Annotated in this window: 27 protein-coding genes and 1 pseudogene; all 28 read right to left on the bottom strand. The window is 57.1% G+C overall.

The genetic code is table 11. The features are described from left to right. Positions 1–4: 4 nt before the first annotated feature. Entirely contained in the window at positions 5–232 is a 228-nt protein-coding gene (locus LT85_RS05265; RefSeq protein WP_253273669.1) for a hypothetical protein, read from the bottom strand. Positions 233–237: 5 nt separating this feature from the next. Then, complete coding sequence (locus LT85_RS05260; protein ID WP_038486190.1) at positions 238–2,397, bottom strand: glycosyl hydrolase family 28-related protein; 2,160 nt, start codon at positions 2,395–2,397, stop codon at positions 238–240. Between the two features lie 86 nt (positions 2,398–2,483). Beyond that, positions 2,484–8,495 carry a hypothetical protein gene (locus LT85_RS05255; protein ID WP_038486187.1) on the bottom strand — a complete coding sequence of 2,004 codons (6,012 nt, stop codon included), beginning with the start codon at positions 8,493–8,495 and terminating at the stop codon, positions 2,484–2,486. Next, on the bottom strand, positions 8,492–10,783 hold the full coding sequence (locus tag LT85_RS05250) for a transglycosylase SLT domain-containing protein (RefSeq protein WP_038486184.1): 2,292 nt from the start codon (positions 10,781–10,783) through the stop codon (positions 8,492–8,494). The genes LT85_RS05255 and LT85_RS05250 overlap by 4 nt, the downstream gene beginning before the upstream one ends. Then, the gene (locus LT85_RS05245) at positions 10,783–11,319 is read right to left on the bottom strand and encodes a virion core protein, T7 gp14 family (RefSeq protein ID WP_038486181.1); all 537 of its coding nucleotides are present in this window, start codon (positions 11,317–11,319) and stop codon (positions 10,783–10,785) included. The genes LT85_RS05250 and LT85_RS05245 overlap by 1 nt, the downstream gene beginning before the upstream one ends. Positions 11,320–11,321: 2 nt before the next feature. After that, on the bottom strand, positions 11,322–11,765 hold the full coding sequence (locus LT85_RS05240; RefSeq protein WP_052134724.1) for a hypothetical protein: 444 nt from the start codon (positions 11,763–11,765) through the stop codon (positions 11,322–11,324). Then, the gene (locus tag LT85_RS05235; RefSeq protein WP_052134723.1) at positions 11,746–12,225 is read right to left on the bottom strand and encodes a hypothetical protein; all 480 of its coding nucleotides are present in this window, start codon (positions 12,223–12,225) and stop codon (positions 11,746–11,748) included. The genes LT85_RS05240 and LT85_RS05235 overlap by 20 nt, the downstream gene beginning before the upstream one ends. Then, positions 12,222–15,038, bottom strand: a complete 2,817-nt coding sequence (locus tag LT85_RS05230) for a ubiquitin-activating E1 FCCH domain-containing protein (protein WP_052134719.1) — start codon at positions 15,036–15,038, stop codon at positions 12,222–12,224. Before LT85_RS05230 ends, LT85_RS05235 begins: the two co-directional genes overlap by 4 nt. Positions 15,039–15,040: 2 nt before the next feature. Next, positions 15,041–15,778: a hypothetical protein gene (locus tag LT85_RS05225; RefSeq protein ID WP_038486178.1), complete on the bottom strand. Its 738-nt coding sequence runs from the start codon at positions 15,776–15,778 to the stop codon at positions 15,041–15,043. A 2-nt stretch (positions 15,779–15,780) separates the two neighbouring features. After that, positions 15,781–16,125: a capsid staple protein gene (gene gp10 / locus LT85_RS05220; protein ID WP_038486175.1), complete on the bottom strand. Its 345-nt coding sequence runs from the start codon at positions 16,123–16,125 to the stop codon at positions 15,781–15,783. 9 nt (positions 16,126–16,134) lie between these two features. Further along, positions 16,135–16,920: a hypothetical protein gene (locus tag LT85_RS26440; RefSeq protein ID WP_156117440.1), complete on the bottom strand. Its 786-nt coding sequence runs from the start codon at positions 16,918–16,920 to the stop codon at positions 16,135–16,137. Further along, the gene (locus tag LT85_RS05215; protein WP_038486172.1) at positions 16,917–17,276 is read right to left on the bottom strand and encodes a hypothetical protein; all 360 of its coding nucleotides are present in this window, start codon (positions 17,274–17,276) and stop codon (positions 16,917–16,919) included. The genes LT85_RS26440 and LT85_RS05215 overlap by 4 nt, the downstream gene beginning before the upstream one ends. 10 nt (positions 17,277–17,286) lie before the next feature. Next, complete coding sequence (locus LT85_RS05210) at positions 17,287–17,508, bottom strand: hypothetical protein (protein WP_038486169.1); 222 nt, start codon at positions 17,506–17,508, stop codon at positions 17,287–17,289. A 46-nt stretch (positions 17,509–17,554) separates the two neighbouring features. Beyond that, positions 17,555–18,034: a Bbp16 family capsid cement protein gene (locus LT85_RS25235; protein ID WP_052134717.1), complete on the bottom strand. Its 480-nt coding sequence runs from the start codon at positions 18,032–18,034 to the stop codon at positions 17,555–17,557. Positions 18,035–18,046: 12 nt separating this feature from the next. After that, a pseudogene (locus LT85_RS05200) lies at positions 18,047–19,024 on the bottom strand (major capsid protein); the annotation flags it as partial. Between the two features lie 165 nt (positions 19,025–19,189). Continuing rightward, complete coding sequence (locus tag LT85_RS05195; protein ID WP_038486163.1) at positions 19,190–19,951, bottom strand: hypothetical protein; 762 nt, start codon at positions 19,949–19,951, stop codon at positions 19,190–19,192. Further along, positions 19,944–20,267 (bottom strand): hypothetical protein, encoded by a 324-nt coding sequence (locus tag LT85_RS05190; RefSeq protein ID WP_038486160.1) that lies wholly within the window; start codon positions 20,265–20,267, stop codon positions 19,944–19,946. The genes LT85_RS05195 and LT85_RS05190 overlap by 8 nt, the downstream gene beginning before the upstream one ends. Beyond that, positions 20,251–20,922, bottom strand: coding sequence for a hypothetical protein (locus LT85_RS05185; RefSeq protein WP_156117439.1), 672 nt, complete (start codon positions 20,920–20,922; stop codon positions 20,251–20,253). Before LT85_RS05185 ends, LT85_RS05190 begins: the two co-directional genes overlap by 17 nt. Further along, positions 20,919–21,149: a hypothetical protein gene (locus LT85_RS05180; protein WP_038486152.1), complete on the bottom strand. Its 231-nt coding sequence runs from the start codon at positions 21,147–21,149 to the stop codon at positions 20,919–20,921. The genes LT85_RS05185 and LT85_RS05180 overlap by 4 nt, the downstream gene beginning before the upstream one ends. Before the next feature lie 2 nt (positions 21,150–21,151). Next, entirely contained in the window at positions 21,152–21,400 is a 249-nt protein-coding gene (locus tag LT85_RS05175) for a hypothetical protein (protein WP_038486149.1), read from the bottom strand. Position 21,401: 1 nt separating this feature from the next. Next, positions 21,402–21,749, bottom strand: coding sequence for a hypothetical protein (locus LT85_RS05170; RefSeq protein WP_156117438.1), 348 nt, complete (start codon positions 21,747–21,749; stop codon positions 21,402–21,404). Further along, complete coding sequence (locus tag LT85_RS26435; protein ID WP_156117437.1) at positions 21,746–21,910, bottom strand: hypothetical protein; 165 nt, start codon at positions 21,908–21,910, stop codon at positions 21,746–21,748. Before LT85_RS26435 ends, LT85_RS05170 begins: the two co-directional genes overlap by 4 nt. Further along, on the bottom strand, positions 21,910–22,278 hold the full coding sequence (locus LT85_RS05165) for a hypothetical protein (protein WP_038486143.1): 369 nt from the start codon (positions 22,276–22,278) through the stop codon (positions 21,910–21,912). The genes LT85_RS26435 and LT85_RS05165 overlap by 1 nt, the downstream gene beginning before the upstream one ends. After that, a complete protein-coding gene (locus LT85_RS05160) occupies positions 22,278–24,011 on the bottom strand; it encodes a portal protein (RefSeq protein WP_081992069.1) in 1,734 nt (577 codons plus the stop codon). The genes LT85_RS05165 and LT85_RS05160 overlap by 1 nt, the downstream gene beginning before the upstream one ends. A 9-nt stretch (positions 24,012–24,020) precedes the next feature. Further along, the gene (locus LT85_RS05155) at positions 24,021–24,425 is read right to left on the bottom strand and encodes a hypothetical protein (protein ID WP_038486140.1); all 405 of its coding nucleotides are present in this window, start codon (positions 24,423–24,425) and stop codon (positions 24,021–24,023) included. Between the two features lie 2 nt (positions 24,426–24,427). Further along, entirely contained in the window at positions 24,428–24,631 is a 204-nt protein-coding gene (locus LT85_RS26430) for a hypothetical protein (protein ID WP_156117436.1), read from the bottom strand. Between the two features lie 5 nt (positions 24,632–24,636). Continuing rightward, entirely contained in the window at positions 24,637–26,181 is a 1,545-nt protein-coding gene (locus LT85_RS05150) for a terminase (protein WP_038486137.1), read from the bottom strand. Then, entirely contained in the window at positions 26,178–26,807 is a 630-nt protein-coding gene (locus LT85_RS05145) for a hypothetical protein (protein ID WP_038486134.1), read from the bottom strand. The genes LT85_RS05150 and LT85_RS05145 overlap by 4 nt, the downstream gene beginning before the upstream one ends. Positions 26,808–26,969: the final 162 nt, after the last annotated feature.

Here is a 26,969-nt window from a genome sequence, read left to right as displayed (position 1 = left end):
TTTCTCAATCCGGAATGACTGCATTAGAGCCAGCATTCGGCTCGATAGACTTCTGACAGTGATTCTTCTGAATCATGGAAAGAAATTTACAGAGGATGCATCCCCATTGTTTTCCTTCTCGCATGGCCTTATCTGCTCTGCTTGAAATAGTTTCCTGCGGATCTCCCATCAAGATCGTGTTCGCCATTTGATCGATGGCAATAAGCAGATTCCAAAAGTATTTTTTCATCATGGCACCTACGATTTAAAGACAGAAATATTTACCGTACCGGCCGGGAAAGTGAGCGTAGCCCCCGAAATGTTGTAGACCATCACCGTTACTGCGTTGGTCGCACTTACATAGCCGCTGATGATGGCGTATGCGGTTCCCTGCTGAGTCGTCAGCCCGACGGATACCTTGTCACCTACGATTGCGCCAGCGACTGTAAAAATCCCCGAAGCGAACGCATTATTCAAGACGGAACCAACTGTCCATGGCCCAGTAAAGGTAGGGCCGGATGGGGAATCTGTATTGCCACCGGTACGCGCAATATTCCAACGGCGCGGGGAATTTAATGTGAGCGTCGTGAAGCCCTGGCCGAAGATGTTATCGCTGATCGACCCATACGCCGAAGTTGTTCCATCGTCTGAGAATGTCATCGAGCTGGTGGCCGTGCCAATATTTCTTTGGATCACAGCATGCGTCACGCCTGTCAGATTCAATACGTCACCCAAAACATTCGCATCGAAAAGACAATCCTCGATGACTACGCTGGCTAATTTCCGGCCAAAGATCGCGTTCCCATAACCGCCTGATGCACCAAAGCGGAAACGGCACCCACTGATAACAATGCCAGGGAGTGCCGTAACGTTATCCCCCAGATTCATTAAGAATGTAGATGTTGGGTTGCCGACCAAACTGAGCGGATTGATTTCAATGTCGCGCAAAACGATACCACCCGACGGATCTGAAGAGTAAGTCGGGATATAGATACCGCTCCAGGCTGACGAAAGTGGATCGGCGCCGACCAGGCCGCCGTGCATGTAGCATGGTGCCTGCAGGATAGCGCCGTAGTTCACGGACTGGATGTCAGTATCGATGAAGGCAATCATCAAGCTGCCGGCGGTATGGTTAATGCCACGCGCGAACGAGATCCAGCAGCAATCTATAGTTGTCAGATGCTCAGGACCTTGATTGCCTGAAATATCCGAATACGTAGCAATGACTGTCTGAAATCCTATTCCAGTCCCAGTGTTGTATGCAACCACATTGCGCCACATCGACTGCACAACCTTACCTGCGACAATGCAAGGATTGACAACGTTCGTCATCACCACATCCTCGACCATCAACAAAAAGATGTCCTTCGCATAGATACCAGTTCCGAACACATTTCCGTTGGCGCCCATGTAGATGTCGCGGATAATCAGGCCGCTGATGAATGCGCTGTGCGCACCAGATGCAACGCCAGGAATATTAATCGCCGTGATACCGGTGCAAGTAGTCCCCACGGCGATCAAGCTGAGCTTTTCAATCACGCAGGCAGCGCGCCCGAGCGGCATTGTGATCGGGATCTTTACTGCCGAACATCCGTTGCAAAGAATGTAGGTTGACTGCTGACTATCGCCATACATACCGGCATTGGGTGGGATGAAATCGGAGGAAATAAGATACGTGCCAGCCGGTAGGTAGAGCCGTTTATTCGCTGCGTTAGCAGCATCTCTTGCCTGGCCAAGAGCTACAGTGTCATCAGCAATCCCATTCCCGACAACGCCAAAATCCATCGCGCTGATACTCTCACGCATCTTGCTTTGCGCTGTGCGTGAAACTGCTCCTGTTCCACTCTGAAGAAATCCGATAAGGCTGGACCCTGCCGACGTTGCAAGCAGAGTTTGCAGTGCCGTGGCACTTTGAGACGCCGGCGCGATAGCGATGGGATTTCCATTGCCGTCAAAGCTCAGCAGGTTGTTTGCGCGCAGTGATGCCTGCGGCAATACCGTTGTCGGGTTGATGTCTTGAATTGGGAAGGTCAGCGCCCTGCTCAGCGTGGTGCTGCCAGCAATCTGCTGAATCTGCATTTCAAGATTATCCAGCGCCCCCTCCACCACATCGGGGTAGTAGCCGGACTGGTTGACCAGGCTAGTAAGCTGCTGCAATGGAACCTGGCGCTTAATAATCAGAGAAGTCCCAGTAGCAATAGGGCTACCAGAAAGCGGATAGGTAACCGCGCCTCCAGTCGACTGGCCGATGCCTGTCACACTATATTGCGCAGTGGTGAGGACAGTTGCATTTCCCACAGAATCGACGTAGGTCACCACCAGATCGGAAACCAGTGGAACCGGAAAATTAAAACTGAATGTATTCGTCAGCCCGTTACCCTGAGCGGTAACGCTGTTCGTTGTGGTAGAGACTGTCATGGAAGGCCTTTTAAGTTTGGCCTTGCATTTGCGCGGGATGGCTGGGTTAAGGTGAGCCGAACTTACGCAAGAATTTGGTTTTAAAATTACCGCTGTTTATGTTGCCCAAGAAGTACGCCGCGTGCCCAATCCTCGGCATTCTCTGGTTGTTCTTTACCACTAAAAATGTCGCTTAAATATTGAGCCGTGGTTCCGAGCTGGCCGCCACCGGGCGCAATCAGACCGATGGCATTTCCTGCGTCCTTGATCGGAGCTTTGACCTCGCCGCCGGTTAGCGCCTTTTTAATATCCATGATCGGCTTGGCAATCGTGCCCAGTACCGACATATAGGCAGGCTCGCCGGCGCTGTTGTAGCCCTCCACAGCTGACCAGGCATTGCGCACCATAGGCACCATGCCGGCATATTCTCCGGTGATCGCGCCGGCCGCCCAATGCGCCCAGCCCTCCTCCTTGTTCGGCCTGGCCAACACACCAGCCCAGAGCGCCGGAACAATCATGGCCATCAGGTAGCGGCTCAGCACTTCGGGCTTGCTGAAGCCGGCTGTCTTGAACTTGTCGGCCATGTCCATATTTTGGCCCAGCGTGTTGTTCATGAAACCGTACAGCGTTGTCATGGCCTTGACGGCTTCATTCTTGTTTTGCATCAGCAGGGAGCGGGACGATTCGATATTGCTGCCATGGGCCTCACGCACGATCTGGCTGGCATACTTCACGGCGTCCTCGTCAGACATCGGCTTGCCGGTGCCACCGCGGTTGACAGGTATGCCCTCAGTGATCGCCCGGTCGTATGCTGCCCACGCCGTCGGCACCGCTGTAAGCTGGTCAGCCCAGGCCACAGCTGAGTGCCCGAATCGCTCGGCTTTGGAGTGCATGCTTTCCGGTTCAAACAGAGATGAGGCCGTCTGCCGGTAATCCCGGTCCTGCTGCATCAGCCGCGCGCGAATCTCTGGGAATTTCAGCACGGCGCTGGCCACTTCTCCGGCGTGATTCGTCGCCATGGCTGCCATGCGGCCGGCCAAGTACTTCTCCCCGCCGCCGGAGAAATAGCCGGCCGTCTTGAATCCGGCGCTGCCGCCATGCTTCAGGACGGTACTGACGCGCAGCGCGATGCCGTTGGCGACGATGGCGCGCCGACTGGATGCCATGATCGATTGTAGTTTGCTCATTTGGCCGTCGCTGTTCTGCGAGTTGGCGATATTGCCGATCCATTCTTGCATCGACTTGTATTGCTCCGGGCCGAAGGAAAGCTGGAACTGGCGCCTGAAATCCTTGTTCGCCAGGATCTTGTGGGTATCCAGCAGCGCCTCGCGGTAGGCCAGATCGTGCACGGTATCATGCAGCCTGCGCTCGATAGAGTGGTAGTCGAGGTTCAACCGATCGTAATAGCTGGCGGTCCTACTATTGAGCGAACCGTTGGTCGTCGTGTCGGCCCGGAAGTAATTGCCCTTGAACAGTCCCTCGCTGGGATCGATCGCTGACGAGTCGGACTTCTTGACCGCTAGGCGGGAGCGCACCGGGTCGTAGTCGATCGGCGCGTAGCCGCCACGCATATCACCGAAATTGGTCTGGAATGGACGGGACTCGATCTGGTCCGGCGACGTATTGCCCAATCGCTTGTTCATTTCAACCATGTCGGGCCAGTGCTTCTCGAAAGCATCCCAGGTGATCTGCGTGGCGCGCCAGTCCTTATCGATCATATTGTCGTGCAAGAAAGACCAGACGTCCTTCGGATCCCACTCCATGCCCTTGGTCAGCTTATCGAAGTTGGACTCGTTGCCGACGTGACGCGCAATGCCCAGCATATCGCCACGCGTCAGCCGGCGGTAGACCGGCGTCCCGGCAGACTTGGTAAGGTCGGCATCCAGCAGCGTGCTGTTCGGCACCAGGTCGTGCAGCGAGTCCTGCCAATCGTTGCCTAGCTCACCCTTGACAGCTGCACGGAACTGATCCGACAGGCCCTTGAGCATGTCGACCTTGCGGTAGTTGGCATCGAATACCCGCTCGAAAATCGACTTGCTGAACGGCCCCAGGATCTCATGCATGTCGAACTGGTTTGCCTTGAACTGTTGCGGTTTCAGTTCCACGGCGGCGCCGCGGATGAACGCAGCTGCCTTTGACAAGCCTACCTGGTAGAGACTATCGACGCCGGCGCGCGGCGGCTCTACGATGTCCTTCAACGTGAACTTGTCGCCCCGCTGCTGCATCTTGTCGACCAGATCAGAGACAACGGCATCGAGCGCTACATGTTTGCCGTCGATGGTGATCTGCTTGCGCTCCCGTGCTACCGTCTCCAGACTGCGGATGGTGTCGTTGAATCCACGGATCTGCTCGACCGTCATGTCTTTGTAGTGCATGCGCAGGGACTGGTCCAACATGTCGGCATTGACCAGCGGCGAATAGCCGAGCGCCTGCTGGGACTGGATCCAGGTTTCCAGGCTGGTTTCGGCCTTGGTTGGCCCTTCTGGCGGGTTCTGCCGGAAGTCGAAGCGCTCACGCAACGCGTCGATCTGGTTGAGGATGTCGGGGTCGAAGTTATTACGGATCGAGTCTTTGTCGAATTTCTTTTGCGATGCGACAATTTTCTTGATCTCGGCCACGGCATCAGTTGCGGCCTTGGCCAAGCGGTTGTTCAGTAGCGCATCCCGCTGCGCCTTCACTGCGGCGGCCGGGTCTTTCGCAGCCTGGCTGATTGCTTCCTTATTTGCCTTGGCCTCAGCCACCTCATACATTCTCGGGTTGAGGTCTCCAACCTTCTTGGCGGCAATGGAATTGTTGGCGACTTCGGTCGCGGCGCGTGTGATCTCGCGCGATGGCACCGGCGACTTAGTGAGCAGCTTCAGACCGGTGGCGATGAACTTGGCCCGTGCTTCGTTATGCACTGCCTCATTGGCGGCCATCTCGACGCTCTGTGGGTCGACCAGTTCGCCGTGCTGCTCCAGCATGCGCTGATCGGTCAGGCGCGCTACCAGTTCTTTCATGTCCGCGCCTTCAGCCAGGTTGCGCACCAGTTCGGCGCCATTGCGGAAGCCGAACATGTCAGCCACCATATCGGGTGGCATGCCATCCTTTGATGTCAAGCCGCGCAAGTTGGCATCCGGAGCTAGCTCCTTGGCCATGTCGGTGTTCAGCTTGAAACCCTTTTCTGTCTTGATCTTCTCGCCAGTTTGCGGGTCGACCGTCTCGCCAGTCTTCAGGAATTCCCTGGCGCGGTTGATCGGCTCGGCCTGCAATTCCTTCATGACCTGCTCTTGAATCTCGCGCCGGGCGTCATTGTGCTGGCGCTGCAATGCCTTCAGCGCCTTATTCTTGGCGTTGCTTGCCCATTGCATATCTTTCAGGCTTCTGGCCTGCATTTCGTTGATGGCGCTCTGCGTGGCCTGGTCGCCCAAGTTAGCGTAATCGGCCATCTGCTTATCGGTGGCGCCGGACTGGGACAGGTCCAGTGGGAAGTAGCCGCGGGCACGCTCCGATTGCTGGATGGCATCCCGGCTGGCCAGCAAGCGGTCGAACACGCCTCGCACCTCTGGAGACAGGTCGGTGCCGAGATTACGCACGCTCTGGTAGACGTTCAGCATCCAGGACCGGAACCGGCTGAACAGCGATTGCAGTGCGGTGGTTGGCGCTTTGCCTTCCATCAGGTAAGTCTCGAATCCCTTGGCGAACTTCTCATGCATGTCGCGTTGCTGTTCCAACGTGCGCCCCTGCCAGTCTGTCAGATCCTTGCCGCCCATCCACGTCAGCGCGGTGTGCATGTCGTCCTTAAGCTCCTGCGGCGCGCCTTCGCGGCCGGCAAGATCGCCCAGGGTAGACAGGTAGAAGTGTGAACTTTCGTGCAAGAAGGTCGACAAGTCGGCGTCCTTCAGCAGCGCCACGGTGTTCGTGTCTGGATCGAAGGCGCCGCGGGATGCCTGATGTAGAACCTTTCCTGGCGCTTCCCGATACATGCTTTCCGAAGTTGAAAAAGCGCGATTCTTCCCTTTATTCTCTACGAACCCAAATCGCTTGTAGAAATCGGTCAACTGCTTTTTGTTGCCACCGAAATCAGCCGACGGCGATAGTGTCACGTGTTGGCCTGTCCTATCTGCATAATCGACAAGCGCCTGCATCGCAGCTGTACCTTTCCCTTCTCCACGCTCTCCCTCTGGGACGATGATCTTAGAAAGTGTGATAATCCCGTTCTTCTCGGAAATAGAGGCATTAAGCCCGGCATCCGAAAATTGCTTTGTGAGGTCGTCTAGGCTGGCGGGTGGCTCGCTCTGCCTGAGCGATTGTCCACCAATATCCTCACCCTTTATCGTGAGCGGATATTGCTCATACAGCTCGCTGGGCTTCACGCCCATCCGATCAGCCATAGTGCGGTAGAACTCTTGCACCGGCACCACGCTGGCGCGGCTGACGTCGTCGGGGAAACGGCCCGTCGCTTTCATCTGCTCGAAAAGCTTGTCGCCGATGCTGTTGACGTCGGTCTGCGTATCCAGGCTAGTCTGCTTCTGGGCCACGATCTCGTTGGCCTTGTCCTGCATGCCATTGGCAGTATCTGCATAATACTGCTGGCCTTCCGCATAAGTGACGCCGCCGGCCTCGGCCTTCAGGTTTGGCAGCAGCTGCGGCTCCAGATCGGTGCCGGCGATATGCGTCAGGTAATCGGATACCGGGATCTGCACATCACCGCCGGTACGCGCCGCTTCTTCCAGCTGGTCGGCCATGCCGGGCATCTCGTTGACGTCTACTTTTGATTGTTGCAGCGCATCAGCAAAGGTGCGGCCGTCAACATAGACATCCTGCAGGGAACTGTTCTCGCTGATCTGCTGGACGAACTGCTTGAACGCGGCCGGGTCTGCTTCGCGCAGCTTCATGCCGCCGGCGAGCTGGCCCAGCTGCTCCATCTTCTGGCCGCCCTGCTCTGCCGTCTCGGCTTGCACGGCATCTTGGTACACCTGGCGCACTGCCTCATGCATGCCGGTATCGCCGGCGCGCGGCCCCATAGCGCCACCCAGCACGGCGCCGCTCAGTCCAGACAGCAACATCTGCTCAGGGTCAAACTCCTGCTTCTGTGGCAATACAAGATTCATGGCTTGGCGCGATACCTCGCCGGTCGCGGCGCCCGATATGAAACCGGAAGCTACGCGCGCAGCAAGATTGCCGGCCATGCCCAGCGGCACGATGCCGCCAAGGGTCGATGTCGCATACTGCATCTGGCTGGCTTCGATGGCTTTGCCTATGTCGCCAGTCTGGGCGTAGACGTCATGGCCAGTGTTGACGGCAGCGGTCAGCGCCGGGAATGCCATTGCCTTGGCGCCATGGCCTACTGCTTGTCCTACACGGCCGGCCACGCTTGCAGCCTCAGCAGCTGGACCAGCAACAGCACCACCACCGCCAGTTAATGTTATCTGCGACAGCATGCCGGTCAGGTTACCCAGGACGCCGGCTGCCTTGGCGCCGAATGGCAGCCCGGGCGCTTCAGCGAAAGCTGGTTGTGCTTGCTCCAGCGGCGCGATCATGTGCTGGTTCCACCATGCTGCCGTGTTCGTGCCCTGCGCCATATCGCTGGCAGTGATCGTGTAGCCGACAAGGCGGTTGATGCCCATGGCTGCGCTGTTGAAGGAATTGCCCAACTGCTTGACAAAGTTGGCGCCGGAATCTGAGGCTGCTCCCAGCAACGTTTCCATGGTGCTCATCTTACCCAGATCATCCTGCGCTACCCTGGCGGCGTCGGGATTGGCAACAGCCCACTTTGCCATTTGCGGGCTCTGCGCCATCACCGCAGCATTGTCTTGCGCCTTGGCCTGGGCTTCATAGCGCGGCAGATCCGTCTCTATGGCGGCCTGCGGCGCATTGACCTGTGGCGCGATCTTGGCGGCGCGCGCGGCGGTATCGCTGCTGGCGGTGCTGTTGGTGACGGCCACCGCTTGCGCTTGCTGCAGCGTCTGGGCATCAGTCTGCTGCTTTTGGCTAGCCAGGAAGGACTCGAACGGGTCGGCCTTCGCTGCGGTAGCCGGCGCTGGAGCGGCAATAGCAGGGGCCGCGGGCGCAGCGCCTGGTTGCGCTGGTGCTTGCGACTGTTGCAGGAACGACTCGAAATCGGTATCAGCCATCATTTACCTTTGTTGGCCAGCGTGAATTTGGTGTACCACTGTTGTAGCTCCTGGTCGCTGGCCGGCCTGCCCATGACTTTCTGAAACGATTGGGCAAGCTGCGCTTTCTGTGCCTGCGGCACCGGCACTGAGAACTGCGTCAGGTCTGGCGATTGGAACGCTGGCATCTTGCTATCCATCGAATACCAGTGACCGGACTGCTGCGTACCCTGCACCAGCAGGCTTCCGGCGATCTTCCGGGTGGTGGTCGTGTCTGGATACTTCTGGTTCTGGTTGTGGTAATCCTCCAGCGCATCGTTCAACTTGCCGTAGAACTGCGTGGTGGTGTCGGCCTGGGTGGTGTTCGGCTTGGCCGATGTGCCAAGACCCAGCGGCTTCAGCATGTCTTCGACATCGCCCTTCGTGCGCGCCCAGTTCAGATTCTTGCTGGCCTGAGCAGCATCGTTCTTGCTGGTCGAGGTCTGCAGGTCAATTAGCTGCTTCCAAGCGCTGTCCGGCATCGTGCCGTACATGGCACCTAAATCCAGCTTGGCAAAGTTGGCCGGATCGTTGGCTGCCATGCCCTTGAGCTGGTAATAGCTGGCAGCACTGGTGCTGTCGAACTGCTGGTCACCCTTGGCCAGCCGGCTCTGCACTGCCAGACGAACTTCTGGCGTGGCGTTCTGGTAAGCGCTGTTCAGGTTAGGATTGGACGTAATGTCATTCATCGAGCTGATCTTGTCGCTGCCGTCGGGCTTGCTACCGGCGATGGCGTTATACAACGTCTGCGTGGCAGCGCTCTGCTGGGCCTTGATGCCGGCCGTGATCTGGTTGCCCTTCTGCATCACCCGGTTGTAGACGTTTTCGGCATAGGCGGGATCATTCGGGAATTGCTGCTGCGCCTGCACCTTGGCAGCTGCGGCCTTGTCTGGCAACGATGTTTCCAGATCCTGGGCATTTGGCAACGTGGTCGGACCGTTGGTCTGCGCTGGAAGACTGGCCAGCACCTTGCCAGCGTAGGCCTTGGTTTCAGTAAATGGGATCTTGGCAATGAAGTCGGCGTTGCTGATCTGGCCCTTGCTCGGATCAGGCAGCTGGGTCATGCTCGGATTCTTGCCGGTCTTGTTGGTGCCGTTCAGCCAGTCGTCAACCATCCCGGGGCCGGCATTATAGGAAGCAGCTACCAGAGCCGGATTGTTGCCGTAGCGCGCCGACATGGCACCAACGTAGTCATTCCCCACCCGGGTACGTTCGGCGGCACTGTTGTCGCGTGCGGGCGTGACGCCGTACCCAGGGTTCAGGTTTGTGGATGGCATCACCTGCATGTTGCCCTGGGCACCGGCTGGCGACGTCAGCACATTGCCGCTGGCATCTACATCTTTGCCGTTGCTCTCGTTCTTCATGATCGCAGCTTGCAGCGCTGGGACAGGTGCCGTGGCGCCGGCTGGCGGCGGCGTGATGGCATTGCTGGCGGTACGGTCGGCCGACACTTCCTTGGCACCCTGCATCAGCTGGTGCTCGATGCTGGCATATTCGGTCGGGTCGACCATGGCGCCGATGTTATTGTGGTGCGAGACACCGCTGGAATCAGTCCAGTTCTCGCCGTTCTTCAGCAAGTCATACGCGCCGACTGGGTCGGTGTTCGCCATGGTACGCAGGCGCGAGGTGGTGGCCGTGCTCAAGTCCTTCTGGATCTGGGCGTTGATGTATTCGATAGGCTGGCCACGGAACTGGCCATGCTGCATATCCTCCGAGACAATCTCGTTCTTGGCGGCATCGAAGACGATCGGGTCATTCCAGGCGGTGACGGCTTTCGTCACGCTGTTGTTGATCATGCCGCGGCTGGTCTGATCCTGATACACCACGTTCTGTTGGCCGGCGTAGCGCGACATCCCATCAAGCATCATCTGGCTTGTGCGGTTGGATATGTCGTCAAACATGCGCTGCGCAGCAGGATTCAGGTTCGTCCGGACAGTATCATGCAGCTCCTGCATTTTCTGCTGGTAGGTCGGGTACTGGTCCGTCGCATCCTTGCCGCCCAGCTGCAAATACTGCTGCTGCAGGTCACGCATGCCGGGCATGTAATCATTGGCATAAGTGTGGTTGACATCCGTTTCGTTCTGGATCGCCTGCCATTTCTGCGCCACATCCGTGACCGTCTGGCCAGCATTTTGCACTGCTGTTCCCAACTGACCTGCGGCCTGCCCTACCTGCGCGCCGAAGTCATTGGGATCAGATTGGATCTGCTGCGACTGTAGAGCGCCTGAGCTGAAGACACTTTGCGAAGTCTGAATATTTGGCAGGGTAGGCATTAGGTAGCTCCAACTTGCGCATTGTTGTTGTAGTTCTTATATGTCTGACCAGCGCTACCAATCAGTGACGACAGGCCACTCAGATACCCGGCCGTCTGAGAATTCTCGCCTTTCAGGATTTCTAGATTGCTCTGGGCGCTATAGTCTGCGCCCTGGTTTGTATAGTTCCAGGCTGAGCGTGCGGCATTGCTGGTGATGGTTGCTTCGTTCAGGGAATTGACTTGCGCAACGCCCTGCTGCGTGCGCAACGCGCTGCCGCTGTTGATGTCGACGCCGGATGCCCCCATCACAGCGCGTATCATTCCTTGCTGCTGGGCGGCCTGTTCTTGCTCTGCCTGCAGCTGCTGGTTCCCTTGGCTGGTAGCCATGTTGGCATTATCAGCGGCGATCTTTTCATTGTTCTGATTGACCTGTGCTTGATAGTCGGCAGCAGCCTTCTGCGCGTTCGCCGTGGAGACTGCGCTGTAGACGCTAACAGCAGCACCCACTGCAGCAATGCCAACCCCAATTTCAGCAGCTGTAAATCCGAATGACATGATTACCCTTTCAAGCGGTTATGCAGCAATTGCTTGTTTTCGGCGCCGCCGAGCAGTTCCGCGCTGCTGGCCTCGACCAGTTCCAGCACCAGCTTTTCCAGGTCTGTCTCGGTGGTCGCGTGTACCGTTGTCCAGTAGGTATCCAGGTGCGCATAGCCGGCACGCTTCGTGCCAGGCTTGGAACTGATGATCTTCTGCAGGTGCGTGATGCGCTTGACACCTTCGTCAGCAGTGACACTGATGTCACCAGAGATAATGCAAAGATGCTCAGTGCGATGTACGGCACCGGTCAAAGCTACCCCTTTATTGATGAACATCTGGCGTGCGTAAAGCCCTGGTGCAAAATAATCCCAGTGTGGGCAATTAACCTGTGGCAGCTGGCACATCTCGGCCTCAAGCCGATTGACGTACTCGATCAGGTCCGGATTAGGCGCTTGCACTTGCATGCTTTTTCTCACTATAAAAAGGACGGAACAACGTGTGGTCAGGTCCACGCTCAACTGGATCTCCTACCACAAAGCCAAGCCATTCAAGCCAGCGGATGGACAGCACATATCTGGCATCGACCATTCCTTTCAGGTCTGGGTACTGCGCCAGCACACCAGGCAGCCCAGATTTGCAAGCCCTGATGAAGCTGCGTGAATGTGTCTCGACCAGGTCGGAAGTCAGAAACCATGGGTATGCAGTCGAATCCAACAGGTTGTGAAGGACGAAACCAAACATGCATGCCACCTGTCCATCGATCACCCAGGACCAAGACAGCGCGCTGTTGTCCAGCTCATGCACCAGCGCCTCCAGTGGCAACCGCCGGTCAGACGCCCATACCTCGGCGACTTCGGCGGTGCGCATCCGCGGCGCCATGTTGTAGGCGTGTGCGTAGGTAGCTGGGATCACGTGGCCGATCATTGCGGGGTATCTCCTATCGTGACTTCAGGGATACATGCCAGGATCGTGCAAGGGAGCGGCCAGTCCTGTTGCACTGCGATCTGGCCTGGCACCGTCCAGTTCGGCTCGATGTTCACGCGCTCGTCGCCAGTAAATAGCGTGACGGGCATACCCATAGGCTGTGTGGTGCGGTCCTTGATTTCTGTTAGCTGGTTGAAGTTCGGCCCAACTTTCAGGCCGCGCGAATCCTGCAGTCGCAACGTGACGGCATTGATTTTCTTGCGCTTGCCTTGGATCGTGCCATCTCCCTGCACGTCCAGATACAAGGTCTGCAGTTGGCAGATATATGGCAACCCGATGGTGATCAGCGTAGCTGGCCGCTGTAAGGTAATTGAGCCAGCGGTGACTAACTGATTAGGCTGGACATTGCCATCGGCCAGGATCGATACCGTTTGCCCATTCAGATGGTCAAGCCCGAACACTTGCGTAACTGGTGCCGTCATTGACCATGCGCCGCTTGCCGCCGGCCAGATGCTGGTGAGGTTCTGTAGCACGTTGACAATGATCTGCGTCGAGCTCGGCACTGATGTCACAATCCCCATGCCGTTATTTATCCGCACCACGTTGCCGATGTTGGCGCTTGAAAATATCGCAGCGCTGGCGTTCATGGGTACAGGGCTAGTGACAATCGGCTGAGCCACTGCGCCGGAGCCGGCGCCAGTAGGATCGAAGATATTCAGAATCGGGCGCGTGTAGTTTCCGCCGACTGCCAGCGGCGTGATCGCTGTGATGATGCCCCCGACGATGGTTACCGAAAACGTTGCTCCGGTGCCATTCGGATCAATGACGGTCGCCGTGGTCAAGTTGCTGTAGTTCTGGCCACCAGCAATTACGTCGACGCCTGAAATGACAGGGATGTTGAATTCTTCAGTTGGGATCAGCGTGGCAGCTGGATATGTCAGTGGGTACTGCAGACCAGCATCAACGCACCATGCGCGGCTGACATCGGCCGGAAGCCCGATAGTTGGATCGCCGCCCATCTGCCGGCTGGCGAAGCGCTCGATATATTGTAGGTACTGGCCATTGATGAAACGCTCAACGATTGTATATACAGCGTTCTCGTTACCTTCAGAGATAGAGCAAACGCTCTTGTACAGGCCGTTTGTGTCGTAGTGGGTCCACGCGTAGACCTCCTGTTCTTTCAAGTAGGTCAGCGACAGCATGATGCCGTCATCGCGCACGGCCAGTGCTTGCTTGAACGGCTCATCTGCCCAGCACCACTCTGTGATCTGGTGACCATAGAAAAGATGATTCGACAATAGTGATATGTCAGTGCCTGTGTAGATGTTGACGTAGAAGTTATAGGCCAAGTCGCGGACGATTGATCCTTTTGCCTGGACGTACAGGATGTCGTAGTTGATCGTCAGCGGTGGCACATCTCCGCAGCCGTTATAAGCCTGTGGTACGGCTTCGATAGAAGTTGGTGTCACCGTGCCGCTGGCGCCGCCGTCGACCTTCCATGCACCGCTGGAGGTCAGCACGATCAGGCTTTGCATCGGGATCATGTGCTTGATCGCATTCACCTGCTGGCTGGCGATCGTGATTTCGATATTGTCGTCTGGTTTCGAGGGGATGGCGAAATTCATGTTGAAGAAGTCGCCAGTCTTCGAAAAGTCGATCTGCTCGGGTGCATTGGCCATGCCGCCGAAAACCTGGCGCTGCTGGTAATAGGTGACGCAGGAAGGATTGCCGGCCACCGTGAAAGGGTTGTACCCCTGCGGTGGCACATTCGTGAAGTCCGGCAGGATATTGTTGTCGATGAAGGTATTAGAAGCAGCCGGATTAGTCGATCCGACAAATCCGAACAGCGCGCCCTGCGGGGGCATCGTGTTGAGATTTTCCTGTGTGCGATAAATATTGTAGATTTCTGCGCCGGTCACCGCATTCCAGCCAACAGTATTTTGCGCCCCTACATTCTGGCTCAATGCATGCACACCGACGGTCGATACCACAGCAGAAGGTAGACTCTCGACGCCGCCCACAACAGCAGTGATTACGTAGGAATATACGGTAGTTGGATACACGGTGCCAACCGCATTATTGCTAATTGTTGGTCCTGATGGCGGGGACACCGATGGCGTGAAAGTAATCGGCGTAATCGTCCATGCCCAGTGCTGAGTGCGTGTCAGCTTCTGCGGCGTGTAATTTGGATGAACCAGCGTCATCACATCGGCAGATTGCGCGAACTTCAGCAATGCTAGATCGCTTCCTGCATATGGTGTCGTCAAAGTAAATACTCGGCCAACAGTGCCGCCTGATACATAGGCCGAATAGCCACTGGTCGAAATGACTACGCCATACATGTCTGTCAGGTAAAAGGTATTTGTCGTAGCACCTGTGACAACACCGAAGCGCCCATTCAGCTGCGTCATGCCGACGATGCCAGTGAGATACACTAGGTCGCCATTGTTATAGCCGTGAGCAGGATCAGTGATGACCCCGGGGAATGCTTGCGATATACCGGTGATGGCCGTAGCCGGCTCCAGCACATAGCCTCCATTCATCACCACGCGCATGGTGAGATTCCCGAATACCAGGGCGTAAGTCTGCAGCGTATTGAATGTAAAAGGAATAAGGCGGTTCGGCGTAGCGCTGTCTTTACATTGCCCTACAAATTTCTTACCTTGTCGTGACGATGCTCCGCCCCGGTAGTCGACAAAGAAGTTGCGCAAGATGGCCGCACCGGAATGGTACTTAGCCAGATCGACGCGCCCATACATGGACGGCGCAATCTCGCCGGCAGCAAAACTTGGCTGGATGGTTTCTTGTGCCATGGTCAGGAGAGCAATGTCAAAGCTTGGGGGCCGTAGATAAACAGGCCTCCATCTGGATAGGCGTAATCAGATGCATAGCCACGTACGCGTATCCAGTCAGGCGCATGATCGATTACGGTGAGGCCTTCATTACCGTTGGATGCCTGTGCATCCATGGTGTACTGCTGAGCCATTGCAAGAGCCATCTTCATCATGGCTTTGTCGCCAGTCAGCGGAATGCAGATCTTGGCGCCAAGGAATGCTGCCAGCGCCTCGACAAACCGCGCATCGTACATTGCTGGGTTCAGGTTGCGGAAGGTATAGACCAGCGTGGCCTGCGGCTGATTGGTGAGGATTACGTTGATCGGATTGCCGGTCGGGTCAAGATCGGTACTTAGCACGAATCGGACAGGTTGGTTCATCGCGGTAACCTGCGATGGAATACCAGGGGTAGAACTAGGTACAGCTGCCTGAATCGTCGGCATTACGAAACGCGCCAGCACGCAGTCGCTCGGCACAGCGTATTCATAGAGCCAGGGCGAAGGAACCGGCTGCCCTTGCGTTCCATCCTGCAAGAGCGTCATTGCAATCTGCTTGCGCGCGAAATTCCAATGAGCGGCGCGCAGCACAGCATCAATGGCCGTCGGGTATTGCAGGCTGATCTGGTTAGACTCAGCGCTGCCCTCGGTCATGCTGGCAATGCTCGACCGCGTGCCGATGACAGACATGGCCATGTTGCAGATGTCGATTTGGCTGGCCATGGCTATTTCTGCTTACTGTAGAGTTTGCTGGCTGCTTCCTTGAAACCACCCTTGATCGCGTCCTGGGCTTCCTCTTCCTCGTCTGCAGGAAGTTCCTCCTGCGCCATGCATTGGATCTGAACGCCAAGACATTGCGAATCACCATACTCACTAGACTCGCTGGTGCTGACGACCTCACCGCAAACGTAGAAGGCAACCTGAGTACCCAGGTCTGGCAGCTCGTCGATGCCGAGTTTTCCCAGATCTTCCTTGTTCAGGCTGATGCGTAACCCACAAGGGTATGGTGATGGTTCAGATACCATTGCATCCTGGCCATCGTCTTTACGTGCCATGTCGACTATCTTCATGACCGTCTCCTAGCGCCGACGGCGAGCAAAGATAGTGCCGTAGCCACCGTTGGTAGACACGGCGAATGTGGATTGCACCACCAAGTAATAGGTCGCTGTTGAAGAAATATTTATCCTAGTCGTCACCGACATACCGATGCTATTACCAGCCGATGCAGCAAATGGCAAATATACAGTGCTCTGTGCCATAGAAAATGCATTCGTCACGGATGAGATGCCGCCAACGGTATTAGTCTGTGTAGTCGTTCCAGCTGGTCCAGTCACAACCAAGCCGGTTACATCCCAGTCGCCGGGTGTCAGCGAAATGGAAGTTATGGTTGCCGATGTGCCAGTGGTGAGTGCTACCGCCGACCCGCTTGCAATCGAGCTAGTAATCACCTCGCCCACACTGCCTGCTTGGGCACTATCGCCTAATGTCGTACCAACAATGCCGGCTGTTGTGGATGGCGTAAGAACCCCAGATAGCGACAGGGATGTGCCTGTCGCAGCGCCAATAACTGGAGTGGTCAGAGTCGGAGAGGTTTGCAGGACAACTGAGCCAGTACCGGTTGCTGTAGCGCTGGAAGTCCCACCGCTGGCAATTGGCAATGGCGGCGACAACCCACTGATGGACCCCGACGTAATAGCGGCAATTGGCGATGATGCAGATGCACCAACAACAGTTACTGGAACCGGGACGAGATATCCGTTCTGGTTGACTTGAATCGTATCGGTAGCGCTGATGGGGTTGTAGATGCCGCCGGCGAATGCCGTAGACGCAACAAGAACAGCCAGAAGCAGAAGTAATTTTTTCATGTGAGTCTCCGATGATCTCCAGTATTCATTCCTTGCGAAATCCGCCAGTTCGCAGTGCCACTTGTGAATGCGGTCATGCGCAGGCGGTAGTAGACGCCGGCTTCAACCTCATCCTCTTGCAGCGCTCCGGGCGTCGTCCAGGTGATGTTGTTGCCGGTGTGCTTGTTGATCACCGGGATCCAGGTTGTGCCGGCGTCATAGGAGTTTTCCAGCGTCAGCGTGCCAACGAAGGTTCCCCACACAGCGATATTGAAGTCGCCAAGCAAGGGCGCTTGCGCGCCAGCGACGGCAGACGACAACGCGCCTGTCAGCACATAGCCAGCCTGCTCTATTCCGCCAGTTGCGAAAATGCCCATGTCAGGCTCCTTAGTTGATTGCCGTCAAAGCCAGGATCGGGTCGACAAATTCCTTGCCGTGCTTCTTGAACATGGCCTTGGCGGCGTCGTTCAAAGGAACCATGTGATAGCCTGGCATGCCGGCATACTCGATTTGTTGACCGGCGACCAGCAGCTTGTCGTCGATGTAAGCGGCTTCCGTCAGTTCATAACGGGCTGCGCCAGGTGCTGCTTGAATGTTTTCAGTTGCCATGATGAATACCTTTCGGTGAAGGGCCGAGTTTCCTCGGCCCTATTGGTTAGTTATTGACGACGATGCCAGGCTTGTAGTACTGGCTGTACGTGCGAGCACCCAGCCAAGCGATCACCGAGCCGGCCGTGTTGGCGCCGACGTTGACATACGCGGTCCGGTAGTAGCGAGGAATGGCGCCGGCATCAGGATTGACCGGTGGCAGCGGCAATGAAAGCAGCGCACCTACGCCCAGGCTGGCGACCGGCACCGCGCCGGTTTCGCTGTAGGTTGTCCACGTGGTGTTATCCGTGGAACCCTGAAGCTGGAAGTTGACAGAAGTGCCCCCCACATAAGCCGCCGTGATTTGAAAGTTCACGGACAGCTCGCCAGGACCAGAAGGCGCATCACCCATATCGCGAGCGTTGATCATGTCCAGCGTGTTGGTGCTGGTCGTGGTCGCGCCGCTGGCGAACTGCGCAGCGCCGGTCATGCCGGTGGTAGCGCTGTAAGTGCCTTGGTCAAAAACCAAAAATGCATCGATAAGCATGTCGATCTCCTTTTAGATGGCCGATTCGGTGGACAGAATCGCATCGACTGTGCGAACTGGAATCCCCCGGAACGTGGTGATGGCTTTGCCTTCCCACTCTTCCAGGCGCAGCAGGACGTTGGTCTTGTTGACAGCTTGGATGTCGAGGTAGGTGCGAATGGTGCGGTTGCAGTAGATGGCAAGACGGCCCATCTGCATCATGCCGCCGTCTGGTGCGTCGGATTTCTGCTCTGTCGATACACGCACAGGGGCAGTCGGCAGACGGTGAACACCACGGATCAGCGCGTTAATCAAGTTGGCAGCAGAGCCACCAGACAAGAGTGTCACGTCGATGTTGGCGATGCGCACCACGTAACGCCAGTCGCGAACGGTCAGGCCCATATCCCACTTGAAGTGAGTCCGGTAGCCCTGATACATGTTGCCGTTCGAGTCTGTCAGCGGCCATTCGCCAAGGTCACGATGCTGAAGTCCGGAGATTTTGCCTTTCGGGAAAATACCGTGCACCGTGTTCGGACCCCAGCAGGTGATCCAGATCGACGTGTTGGTCGATGCGGCGCCGCCAGCGCTGATGACGTTGGCTGCTGTTTGCGCATTGGCCAGGGTGGAAGTGTTGAAGCGTGCCGACAGTCCCATGAAGCGCTCGGGGTTCACCAGAGTGTTCCCGTAGAACAGTGTTTGCGCCATCTGCTGGTTCATGCCTTCGAGGAAAGCCATATCTTCGGACAAGCGGAACTCGGCGGTGTTACCGTTCAAGTCAGCCAGATCCTTATCGATTTCCGAGTAGCATTCCAGCATGCCGCAGTTGTCGGTGATCTGTGCGGTGGTGGATTTGGTCTTGATGACACCGTAGTTCAGCAGGCGCCATGTTGCAGACGGCAAGCCAGTACGAACGGTGGTCTTGTGACCGGTTGGAAGATTACCCTCTACGACAAGCATGTCGTCCAGGATTTCATTAGTTTGGGAAAGCAGATTGATGATGGTGGCGATCTTGCCATCGTCGTCTACGCGTTTCGCCCAGTCCGCATACGTGAGTGCGGTGCCGCCGAGAATAGCCATGTGAAGCTCCTTAGTGGTTCATTTGTGGTTCTCCTTGTCTTGAGTCTTCATCGGGTGGCCGTGTAAAGGTGGGGCCGTGCGAGTCAGAACGTAGAGTGATTAAGTTTCGTGCCCGTTGCCCAGCCCTGCCATCGTGGGGTACATGATCGAACCTGCCGACTTGCTGCTGCCGCCTGGTCGACCTTCTACCGGACTGGCGGGTGCGTGAGGTGCTGCCGCCTTGAGGAGTCCACGGATAATTTCTGGATTGTTGCCGGCGCCGGTCAAGTTAAGCGCCTCGTAGAACTTTGATGCACCTTCACCGAGAAGATTGCTCAACCCGCTTTTGATCGTGGCTAGGTTCTTGTCGAGGTTCGCGCCACCGATTTCGGGGTCTGCCTTGACTTCTGCCTGCCACTTGTTCTGCAGCTCAGTCCAGGCGCGCATTGGCGCTTCGCTGAGTTGCTTGAAATTTTCTGCGTACATGTCGACGAACTTCTGTGCTACGTCTTGGGAAAGGCCAGACTTGGCGGCCTCTTCCTTGAACGCATTCATGCGGTCCGGCTGTACGTGGATACCCTCAGGCAGCGCGAAATCCTTGTACTCGACAGGTTCAAGCGGCTTGGTTTCGCCTTCTGGCTTTGGTGCTTCGCCTTCTAGTGGCTTGGCGCCGTCCGGTGCTGGAACACCATCCAGCATGCTCGCTGGTGGCGTCAGGCCAGGATCAGCCGGTGCTGCGGCAGCTGGAGCAGCTGCTGGTGCCGATGCGGCCGGAGCAGCTGCAGGCGCAGCTGGTGTACCAGCAGGTGCTGCGCTGGCTGCTGCACCGCTGCCGTCGTCGCCTTCCAGGAGGCGGTGATTGAATTTGAACAGATTAAACATTTGCATTCTCCCGAGCCATCAAGATGTATTCGTCCATGCAGTGCTTCTGGATCTCTGCCATGACTGGCATGCCAGCGCCGCGGCGGCCGAGGTTGTAGTAGTCCTTGCTGTTGCCGTTGAATTCGACAGAGAACAGGCCACAGTTGGACAGAAAAGCCCACATCCAGCGCCGCCCGTCGCTCGTTGCCATGGTCAGCTTCAGGCCGTTGATGCGCTTCTCTTCGCGCACCTTGGCCAGCTTCTCACGATCGGCGACGGCTTTACGGTCTCCAGTGTCATAGTTGTCTGCTGCAGTTTCTTCAGTTGACGAGCGCATTTGGTGCCTCCTTGAATGGGATGGTGTTGTGCTGCTGGCCGACGTGTTTAAGGTGCACCGACAAGCCCCAGTCGAGGAAGATTGAATAACCACTTTGCCGAGCCCAGCGGCAGAAGTAATAATCCTCGCCTTCAATCCACCAAGTACCGTCGTCTTCACGACGTGCTGGAGTTTGGAAAATTGGCGACTCTGCGGCCCCGATCTTCTCGAACACCGACATCTTGACCAGCATGCAACCACCTGGCAGCGCACCGACTTCCATCAGCTCGTTCGGCTTGATCTCCATTCCCTGCATCGAGTCATGAATGAGAGTGCCATCCAATGTCTTGCCCAGGATCAAATGCGGCTCTTCGCGCTGCACATAGGTGCCGCCGACGATATCCTTGTCAGCAGCCAGCAGCCGGTGCAGTGCCCAATTCGGCAGCACCACATCGCTATCTACGAAGAATATGTAGTCGACATCCAGCTTCTGTGCCTCGGCCACCATCCTGTTACGGTTATTGACAACCAGCGAACCCTTGGCGTTGGTGATCGCCAGCGGAATTGTTTCTGTCCCATGCTGTGGGCCGCACATGTACGCCACGGCTGCCAGTGCCATAGCAAAGTCAGCGTGCACCATGTCGCCGGATGGGACGGCTATGCAAACTTTTTTCATTTGGCCACCACCTTGCAGAACGGTGCCAAGCTGGCAAGCCCATTCGATAAGAGATTGAGAGCGTCAGATTCCTTGTAGACCGTGGCGACGGTCCGGTCATCGGTCCATCCGCCGGCGGGCTGACCGAAGTCGCGCCCGATCTTCACGCTGAAATAGACCGGTAGTCCGCTTTCCAAGCGTTCGATGATGTGCCCGTCGTTGATGGCTTGGGCTTCTGTTTGTTCCACGGTCAATCTCCTTTGAGGTTTGGGTACAGCGTTTTTGCTGCGGACTTCTTCTTGCCCAGCACGGCATCAGCCTTGCTGTCGATCTTCTCTTCTTCGGCCTTAGACATGCGGCCTGCGTTGACCGCCTGGCTGGCGCGGCTCTTTGCGTTCGCGGCGTGGCTGGCGTCAGGCATCGGATACTTCTTCTTCCCGGGTTCGCCAAACTGACTGGCGGGAATCTTCTTGCGATCGGCAGCGGTGAGCTTGGCCATATCAGTCCCCGTCCTGCGTCTTGAGCGACGGATACATCTTCTGCGCCGGCGTCTTGTGCTTCAGCGCTGTCTTGCTGATCACGGATTCCTTGGGCGCGCCCTTGTTGTCGGCAATGCCCTTGGTCACCTTGCTATCCTTAGCATCGGTCTTCTTGACTTCGCCCATGCTGCCCTTGCTCACATCTGGACTGGATGGCGTGCCACCCTTGGTGCCGAGCCATGGATCTGACGTGTCGCGCTTCTGCGACGGCGCGCCAGCGTTGCCAGACATCGGCGGCGTGACGGTGCTTCCTGGAGATACAGGGCCGTTTGGCCCGACTGGTGCTTTGTGTGCAGTAGTAGCCATCATTGCCCCTGTGTAGGTAGGTTGGGATAAACGGTCTGGGCAGGATTGGCTTGAGCGCCCTTCTTGCCCTTCTTCACTGGCTTCGTTGCAACCGGTGGCTGCACTGGTCCTGGCTGCTGACCTTGCGCCACTTGCTGCATGATCTGTGGATTGATTTCAGGCATCACAGTTTCCTTGTTGTGCCGGTCTGTGGATCGATCAACAGTGGCGAGTGGTTCGGGTGAGTCACGATCAAACGATTGCCGGGGATCAGCGCCAGCTCCATGCCGGTGCCGGTGTATTCCTTCGGCAGCTCACAGATACGCTGGGCGCCCCGGATGGCCACCCCGACTTTGTTTGAGGCTGGGCTGTAGACCAGCTGGGCGTCAGGAACAGGCGGTGGACCAAACTTCAGTCCGCCCGCTGCTGCTTCACGCACATCCTCAGCCGCTTCCTCTTCCATGCGCTGCTCGAACAACTTGCGCGCCAGAGGATCAGCACCAGGCCGTAGCATCTTCTCCAGATCCTTGAGGTTGAATATCTTGTCGCTCATCACCCGTTCCCCAACATCTTCTGAAGCGCAGAGATACCGCCGCCGGTGTCTGTCTGGCTGAGTGTCTGTGCGCCCTGTGCGGCGGCTGTGCTGTTCTGCAGTGCCTGTTGCTGCTGCATCTGCTGGCTGCGCGCGGCGCGGATCTGCATGACCTTGACGATAGGCACGATGGCCTTGGGTGTTACGCCCAGCATGTCAGCGTAGGTGTCGATGATCTCGTCGAAGTCCAGGTTATCCAGCACCTCAGGCTTGACTGCAGCGATGTTGCCGACGAAGCCGGCCAGCCGCTCGATGCCGGCAGTACTGGCAGCACGCTGAGCCTCGGCCAGCATTGAGATGTATTCTATCTTGATGTGGATGCCAGACAGCTCCTGCGGGATCGGCGGCAGCTGGCCGGTGCGCAACATGATGTTGAATGCGCAGTTGATGGCCGGGTCCAGTGCTTCGTTCTCGAAACGCTCCAGCACCGGCCCGAGCTGGATCAGCTTTTCTTCCTTGCGAGCATCGATCTCAGTTGCGGTGCGCACGGTGTCCAGCTGGCTGATCATCATGAACAGGTCGTTGAAGAACGTGACCTTGATACGGCCCTGCACATCCTTGATGTCGTTCGACAGGCCGCTGAAATCTGGTGCGATCTCATAGGCTGGTTTGAAGCCGACGCCGTTGAGGTTTCCAGCGATATAGGTCACACCGCCTGGGAGCATGCTGGCCGGCTCGTTCTTAAGCGATATGTCCGCAATCATCGGCGGGTTGACGTGCTTGTCGATCGCCTGTGCCTTGCGCTTCTGCTCTACCTGCAGCATCTTGATGTCGCCCAGGGCGTCCATGCCAGGACTGCGGCCGTAGGCATCGTTGCCCACGATATCCCAGCGAGGGGCGATGAATGGCTTTTCGTGGAAGCCGCGAACGCGCAACAGCAGGTTCTGTCCGGTGCCCATCTCCCAGTAGATCTCGCGCCACTCCATACCCTTGACGCCTGGGGCGCCAGGGACCAGATCACTGTTACGCTCGATCAGGTGGCCTACCTTGACCTCGCGGGTGAGCATGGCGCCGCCGGTCTGGATCGCGCCCTTAATGGTCTGGCTGCAATTCTCCAAGCCGAACTGCTCAGCAACCTGTTTGACGGTCAGGACGAACTCACGGCCCAGTGTGCTGACGTCTTGGCGGTCATCGTTGGCCAGGAAGTATTCGCCAGCGCAGGTGTTGAAACAGCGGATGATGTCGTCGTAGTCTTGATAGATGATCATCACCCCAGTGCCGAATGCACCCAGGTCGCCATAGATCGTAGCCAGCGATGTGTAGAAATTTGACTCGGCGAAGACTCGCGCCAAGCGCTTCTGGCATTCGTCCAGCCACAGCTTTACAGGACCGAGCGCGTTCAGTTCATCGTTGTCGGTGGCCATCTTGAACCATGGCCGGCCAGGTGATGTGATACCTGACATCATGCCGGCCTGCAGCACCCGCAGCGCGATCGTTCCGGTGTTGTCGATGATGCGCTGGTTAATCGGTGAGCCACGGTTGCCCTGGTTCGGTGTGATCAGCCACTTGTACCGGCGCGGGATTAGATAGTCGGCGATCTCGCGCCAATGGGTCCACCAGCTCATGCGGTCATTGCGTAGCCCGATCAAGAGCTGGTCGCAATGCTCGCGCAGCCGCATAGTATCGGGCGTGACATTATCGCCTGCGCCCTTCTGCGACGGCTTCAGTTCTGCTGATGTGGCCATGGTGGTCATTAGTCAGCCTTAGATGATGGGCGTACCAGGAGCTTCAATAGCGGCCGCTGGCGCTGTTTCAGTAGCCGTGGCAGGCGCAGCAGCAGTCCCCCATACCGCTGTACTCACAGGTTCTGCTGGTGCTACTGGCACGGCATCGGGATGGACTAGATGCTCGACAAAATCGCCGATCTTACCTAGGATGCCTTCCGCCTCGCCGGCGCCAGTCTTGGCCACTGCTTCAACCTCAGCCACTGCGGGCTTGGCCATCGCTTCCAGTGCAGCAACACGCTGATCCAGCTCTTCATGCGCGGCGGCCAGCACATCCATGAAGGCATGCTCGGCTTCCTTCAGCGCTGTTTCAGGGTCAGCCAGTTGCATGGCTCCCTCGACCTTGGCCTTAATTGCTGCGAATGCGTCAGTTACTTTGCTCATGTTCAACTCCCGAGTAAGGTTTTATTGCTGGTGGTGGCCGGCTGGGTCAATCCTTCCGGGCCGGTCATGATGGTTGCGGCCGGGCCAATTGCAGCGCTAGCGCGCTGCGTGACTGCTGCTGATGCTGCGGCGCCGGTCGGCGACTGCATCATCGGGATAGGTGGTGGTACGGTTACTGATGGTGGTGTTGGTGCGGAGCCGCCCATGATCGTTACCTTTCATTCATCGGGTCATATTCTCTCGACACGCGCTGCGGTTGAGAGTTGAAGGGGTCGTACTCATGCTGCACGGTCGGTGTCAAATGCCCTGCTGCACGTCCTGCATTCGCATTGGGTTGCACTGGATAGGCAAAGGTCAATGCGAGAGCGTCAGCGATGTCTGGCGACGACAGGCCGCGCTTCTTCATGTCGGATTTCTTTTCGAGGATGATGGCGTCCCGGCCGTCGCGCATGACATAGCCGTATTCCCGGCCTTCCAACTGGGCATGCAGATCAATATCATCCGGTGGGATCGAGCCGCCAGTCTTGAGCCATTCACGCATGACGCCCCACATCTCGGCTGCCTTATTGTTGTAGACGACCTGCTCTTGGCCTGGTGTGCTGCGATCGGGTGTTGACCCATTGTTCACGCCGATGCAGGGAATGCGCATCTGGCGCAGGCGATCAACCACGCCGCCGCCCAGGCCACCCTCGTCGACGAAGATGGCATCAGCGCGGTAGAACTCGTATTGCTCGGCCACGCGGGCGGCCAGCTGCATCGTGTCTAAACCACGGAACTTGAGCGGCACGTGGGTTGAACCGTCTCGCCCTTTGCGGATGTAGATAACCGATTCGTCGTCGCCAAAGCGAGCAGGATCAACGCCAAGCACAAGAGCATCGTAGATACCTGCATGGGCCTCACGTTTAGCCGCAGCCTGGACGATGTCCGAACCAATGAATTGAGTAGAGCCAGCGCGAGGGAACACCCCGCGCACACGTACACGCACAAAGTCAGAATCTTCACCATAGTCTTTCACCCATTGGTCGAGTTGGGCCTTGTTGGCCTTACGCGCGGTGCGGCTGTCGATCTGGCGCGTGATCCAGCGGTGCTTGAACCGCCCAAAGCATTCACGGAAGCGACCGCTGTTGCGTGTTGGATTGCCGAAGGCGCACCAGATGATCTGCGTGTTGGCGTCCGTCAGCGCACCTTCAGCCACTTCCCATATCACGTCTGGGATGGCTGAACCCTCGTCGAACACCATCAGCACGCGCTTGCCGCTGTTGTGCAGGCCGGCGAACGCCTCAGTGTTGCGCTCGGACCATGGCGACATGTCAATGCGCCAAGTCTTCTCATGCTGCTCCTGGCGGCTGAACAACGCTGTGGCTGTCAGCTCAAACCAGTGGGCACAGATGCACAGGCGGTGCCACTTGGCCAGCTCTGCCCAGGTCTTGGACTTTAGTTGCGCTTCTGTATTCGCCGTGACCACGCCGCGGGTGTCTTCGTGGGTGCACATAGCCCACTCAATAACCCAGGCCACCAGGCAGGATTTACCGATACCGTGGCCGGATGCAACAGCGATCTGGATGGCTTCGGTGGTGGTCGCAGCGCCAGACTTCAGCCGATCGCGAATATCGCACAGCACGCTGATCTGCCACTCGTCCGGCCCCGGCTCATCAGCCAACTCACCAGATCCCCATGGGAAGGCGAACAGCACGAAGCGCAACGGGTCAAGGCTGCACAGGGCCATTTCCTCAATAAGTTGTTGTTCGGGGGTCATGGATAAACCCTCTTGCGCGCCTGCTCCAGCACGCTGGCCAGGTTATCGGCGGCAATCTCTTTGCTCTGGCTGTCGACTAAGCCATAGGCTTCACGCTCCAGCCCGACCAGTATCTTCAATGTCTCGGCCAGCTTCTTGGCGCTGTCCACGCGGCTGGCGCTGGAGATGACCTTCATGTAGAGGTCATTACGCTTGTCGACCCCCTTGTCGTCTTCCTTGCGCAGCAGCTCACCCAGTTCGATGAATAGGTCAAGGCTGCCGGTCTCAGCTTCTAACTCGCTCAGCAGCGAGATCGCCAAGGCGCGAAAGCGCTGAATATCTTTGCGATGAGCAATACGGATGTTGGCAATGACCTGGGCATTGACCTCAACGATCTGCCGATCTGTAACAGCGCGCTGTTGTGTAACCTCTTCTGTAACAGCTTGCTTTGTTACAAGGTTATCGGCCTGCGCTTTGATCTTGGCAGATAGGTCGCGGATCCATCCTTCTTTTTTGGCACGGCGCGCGATAGCTACATGGTTCGCGCCAGGATTAGCTGAGGAAATCTCGCGAAGCGAAAGCAAACCGGCCCGGTAATCGGCCTCAATGCGTTCCCAATCAACAGTTGAATTTGCAGGTTTGGTCACTTGGATACATTTCGTTGCCTTCGATAAGGGTCAACTGTATCCATGTCGTCCGACGGAATCCTGTGGGTTTTCTAGGCTTAGTCGTTGTGGGTAATTCGCTACGTTCCAGGCGTGTTGCATTGCACCACAGGAGCACCAAGCGCTCCCCGCTGTCGTAGTGTG

Origin of the sequence: Collimonas arenae (assembly GCF_000786695.1) — a bacterium.
In the GTDB taxonomy this organism is placed as follows: Bacteria; Pseudomonadota; Gammaproteobacteria; order Burkholderiales; family Burkholderiaceae_D; genus Collimonas; species Collimonas arenae_A.
The sequence above is the reverse complement of the archived record's forward strand: the minus strand, read 5'-3'. Positions and strand labels throughout refer to the sequence as shown.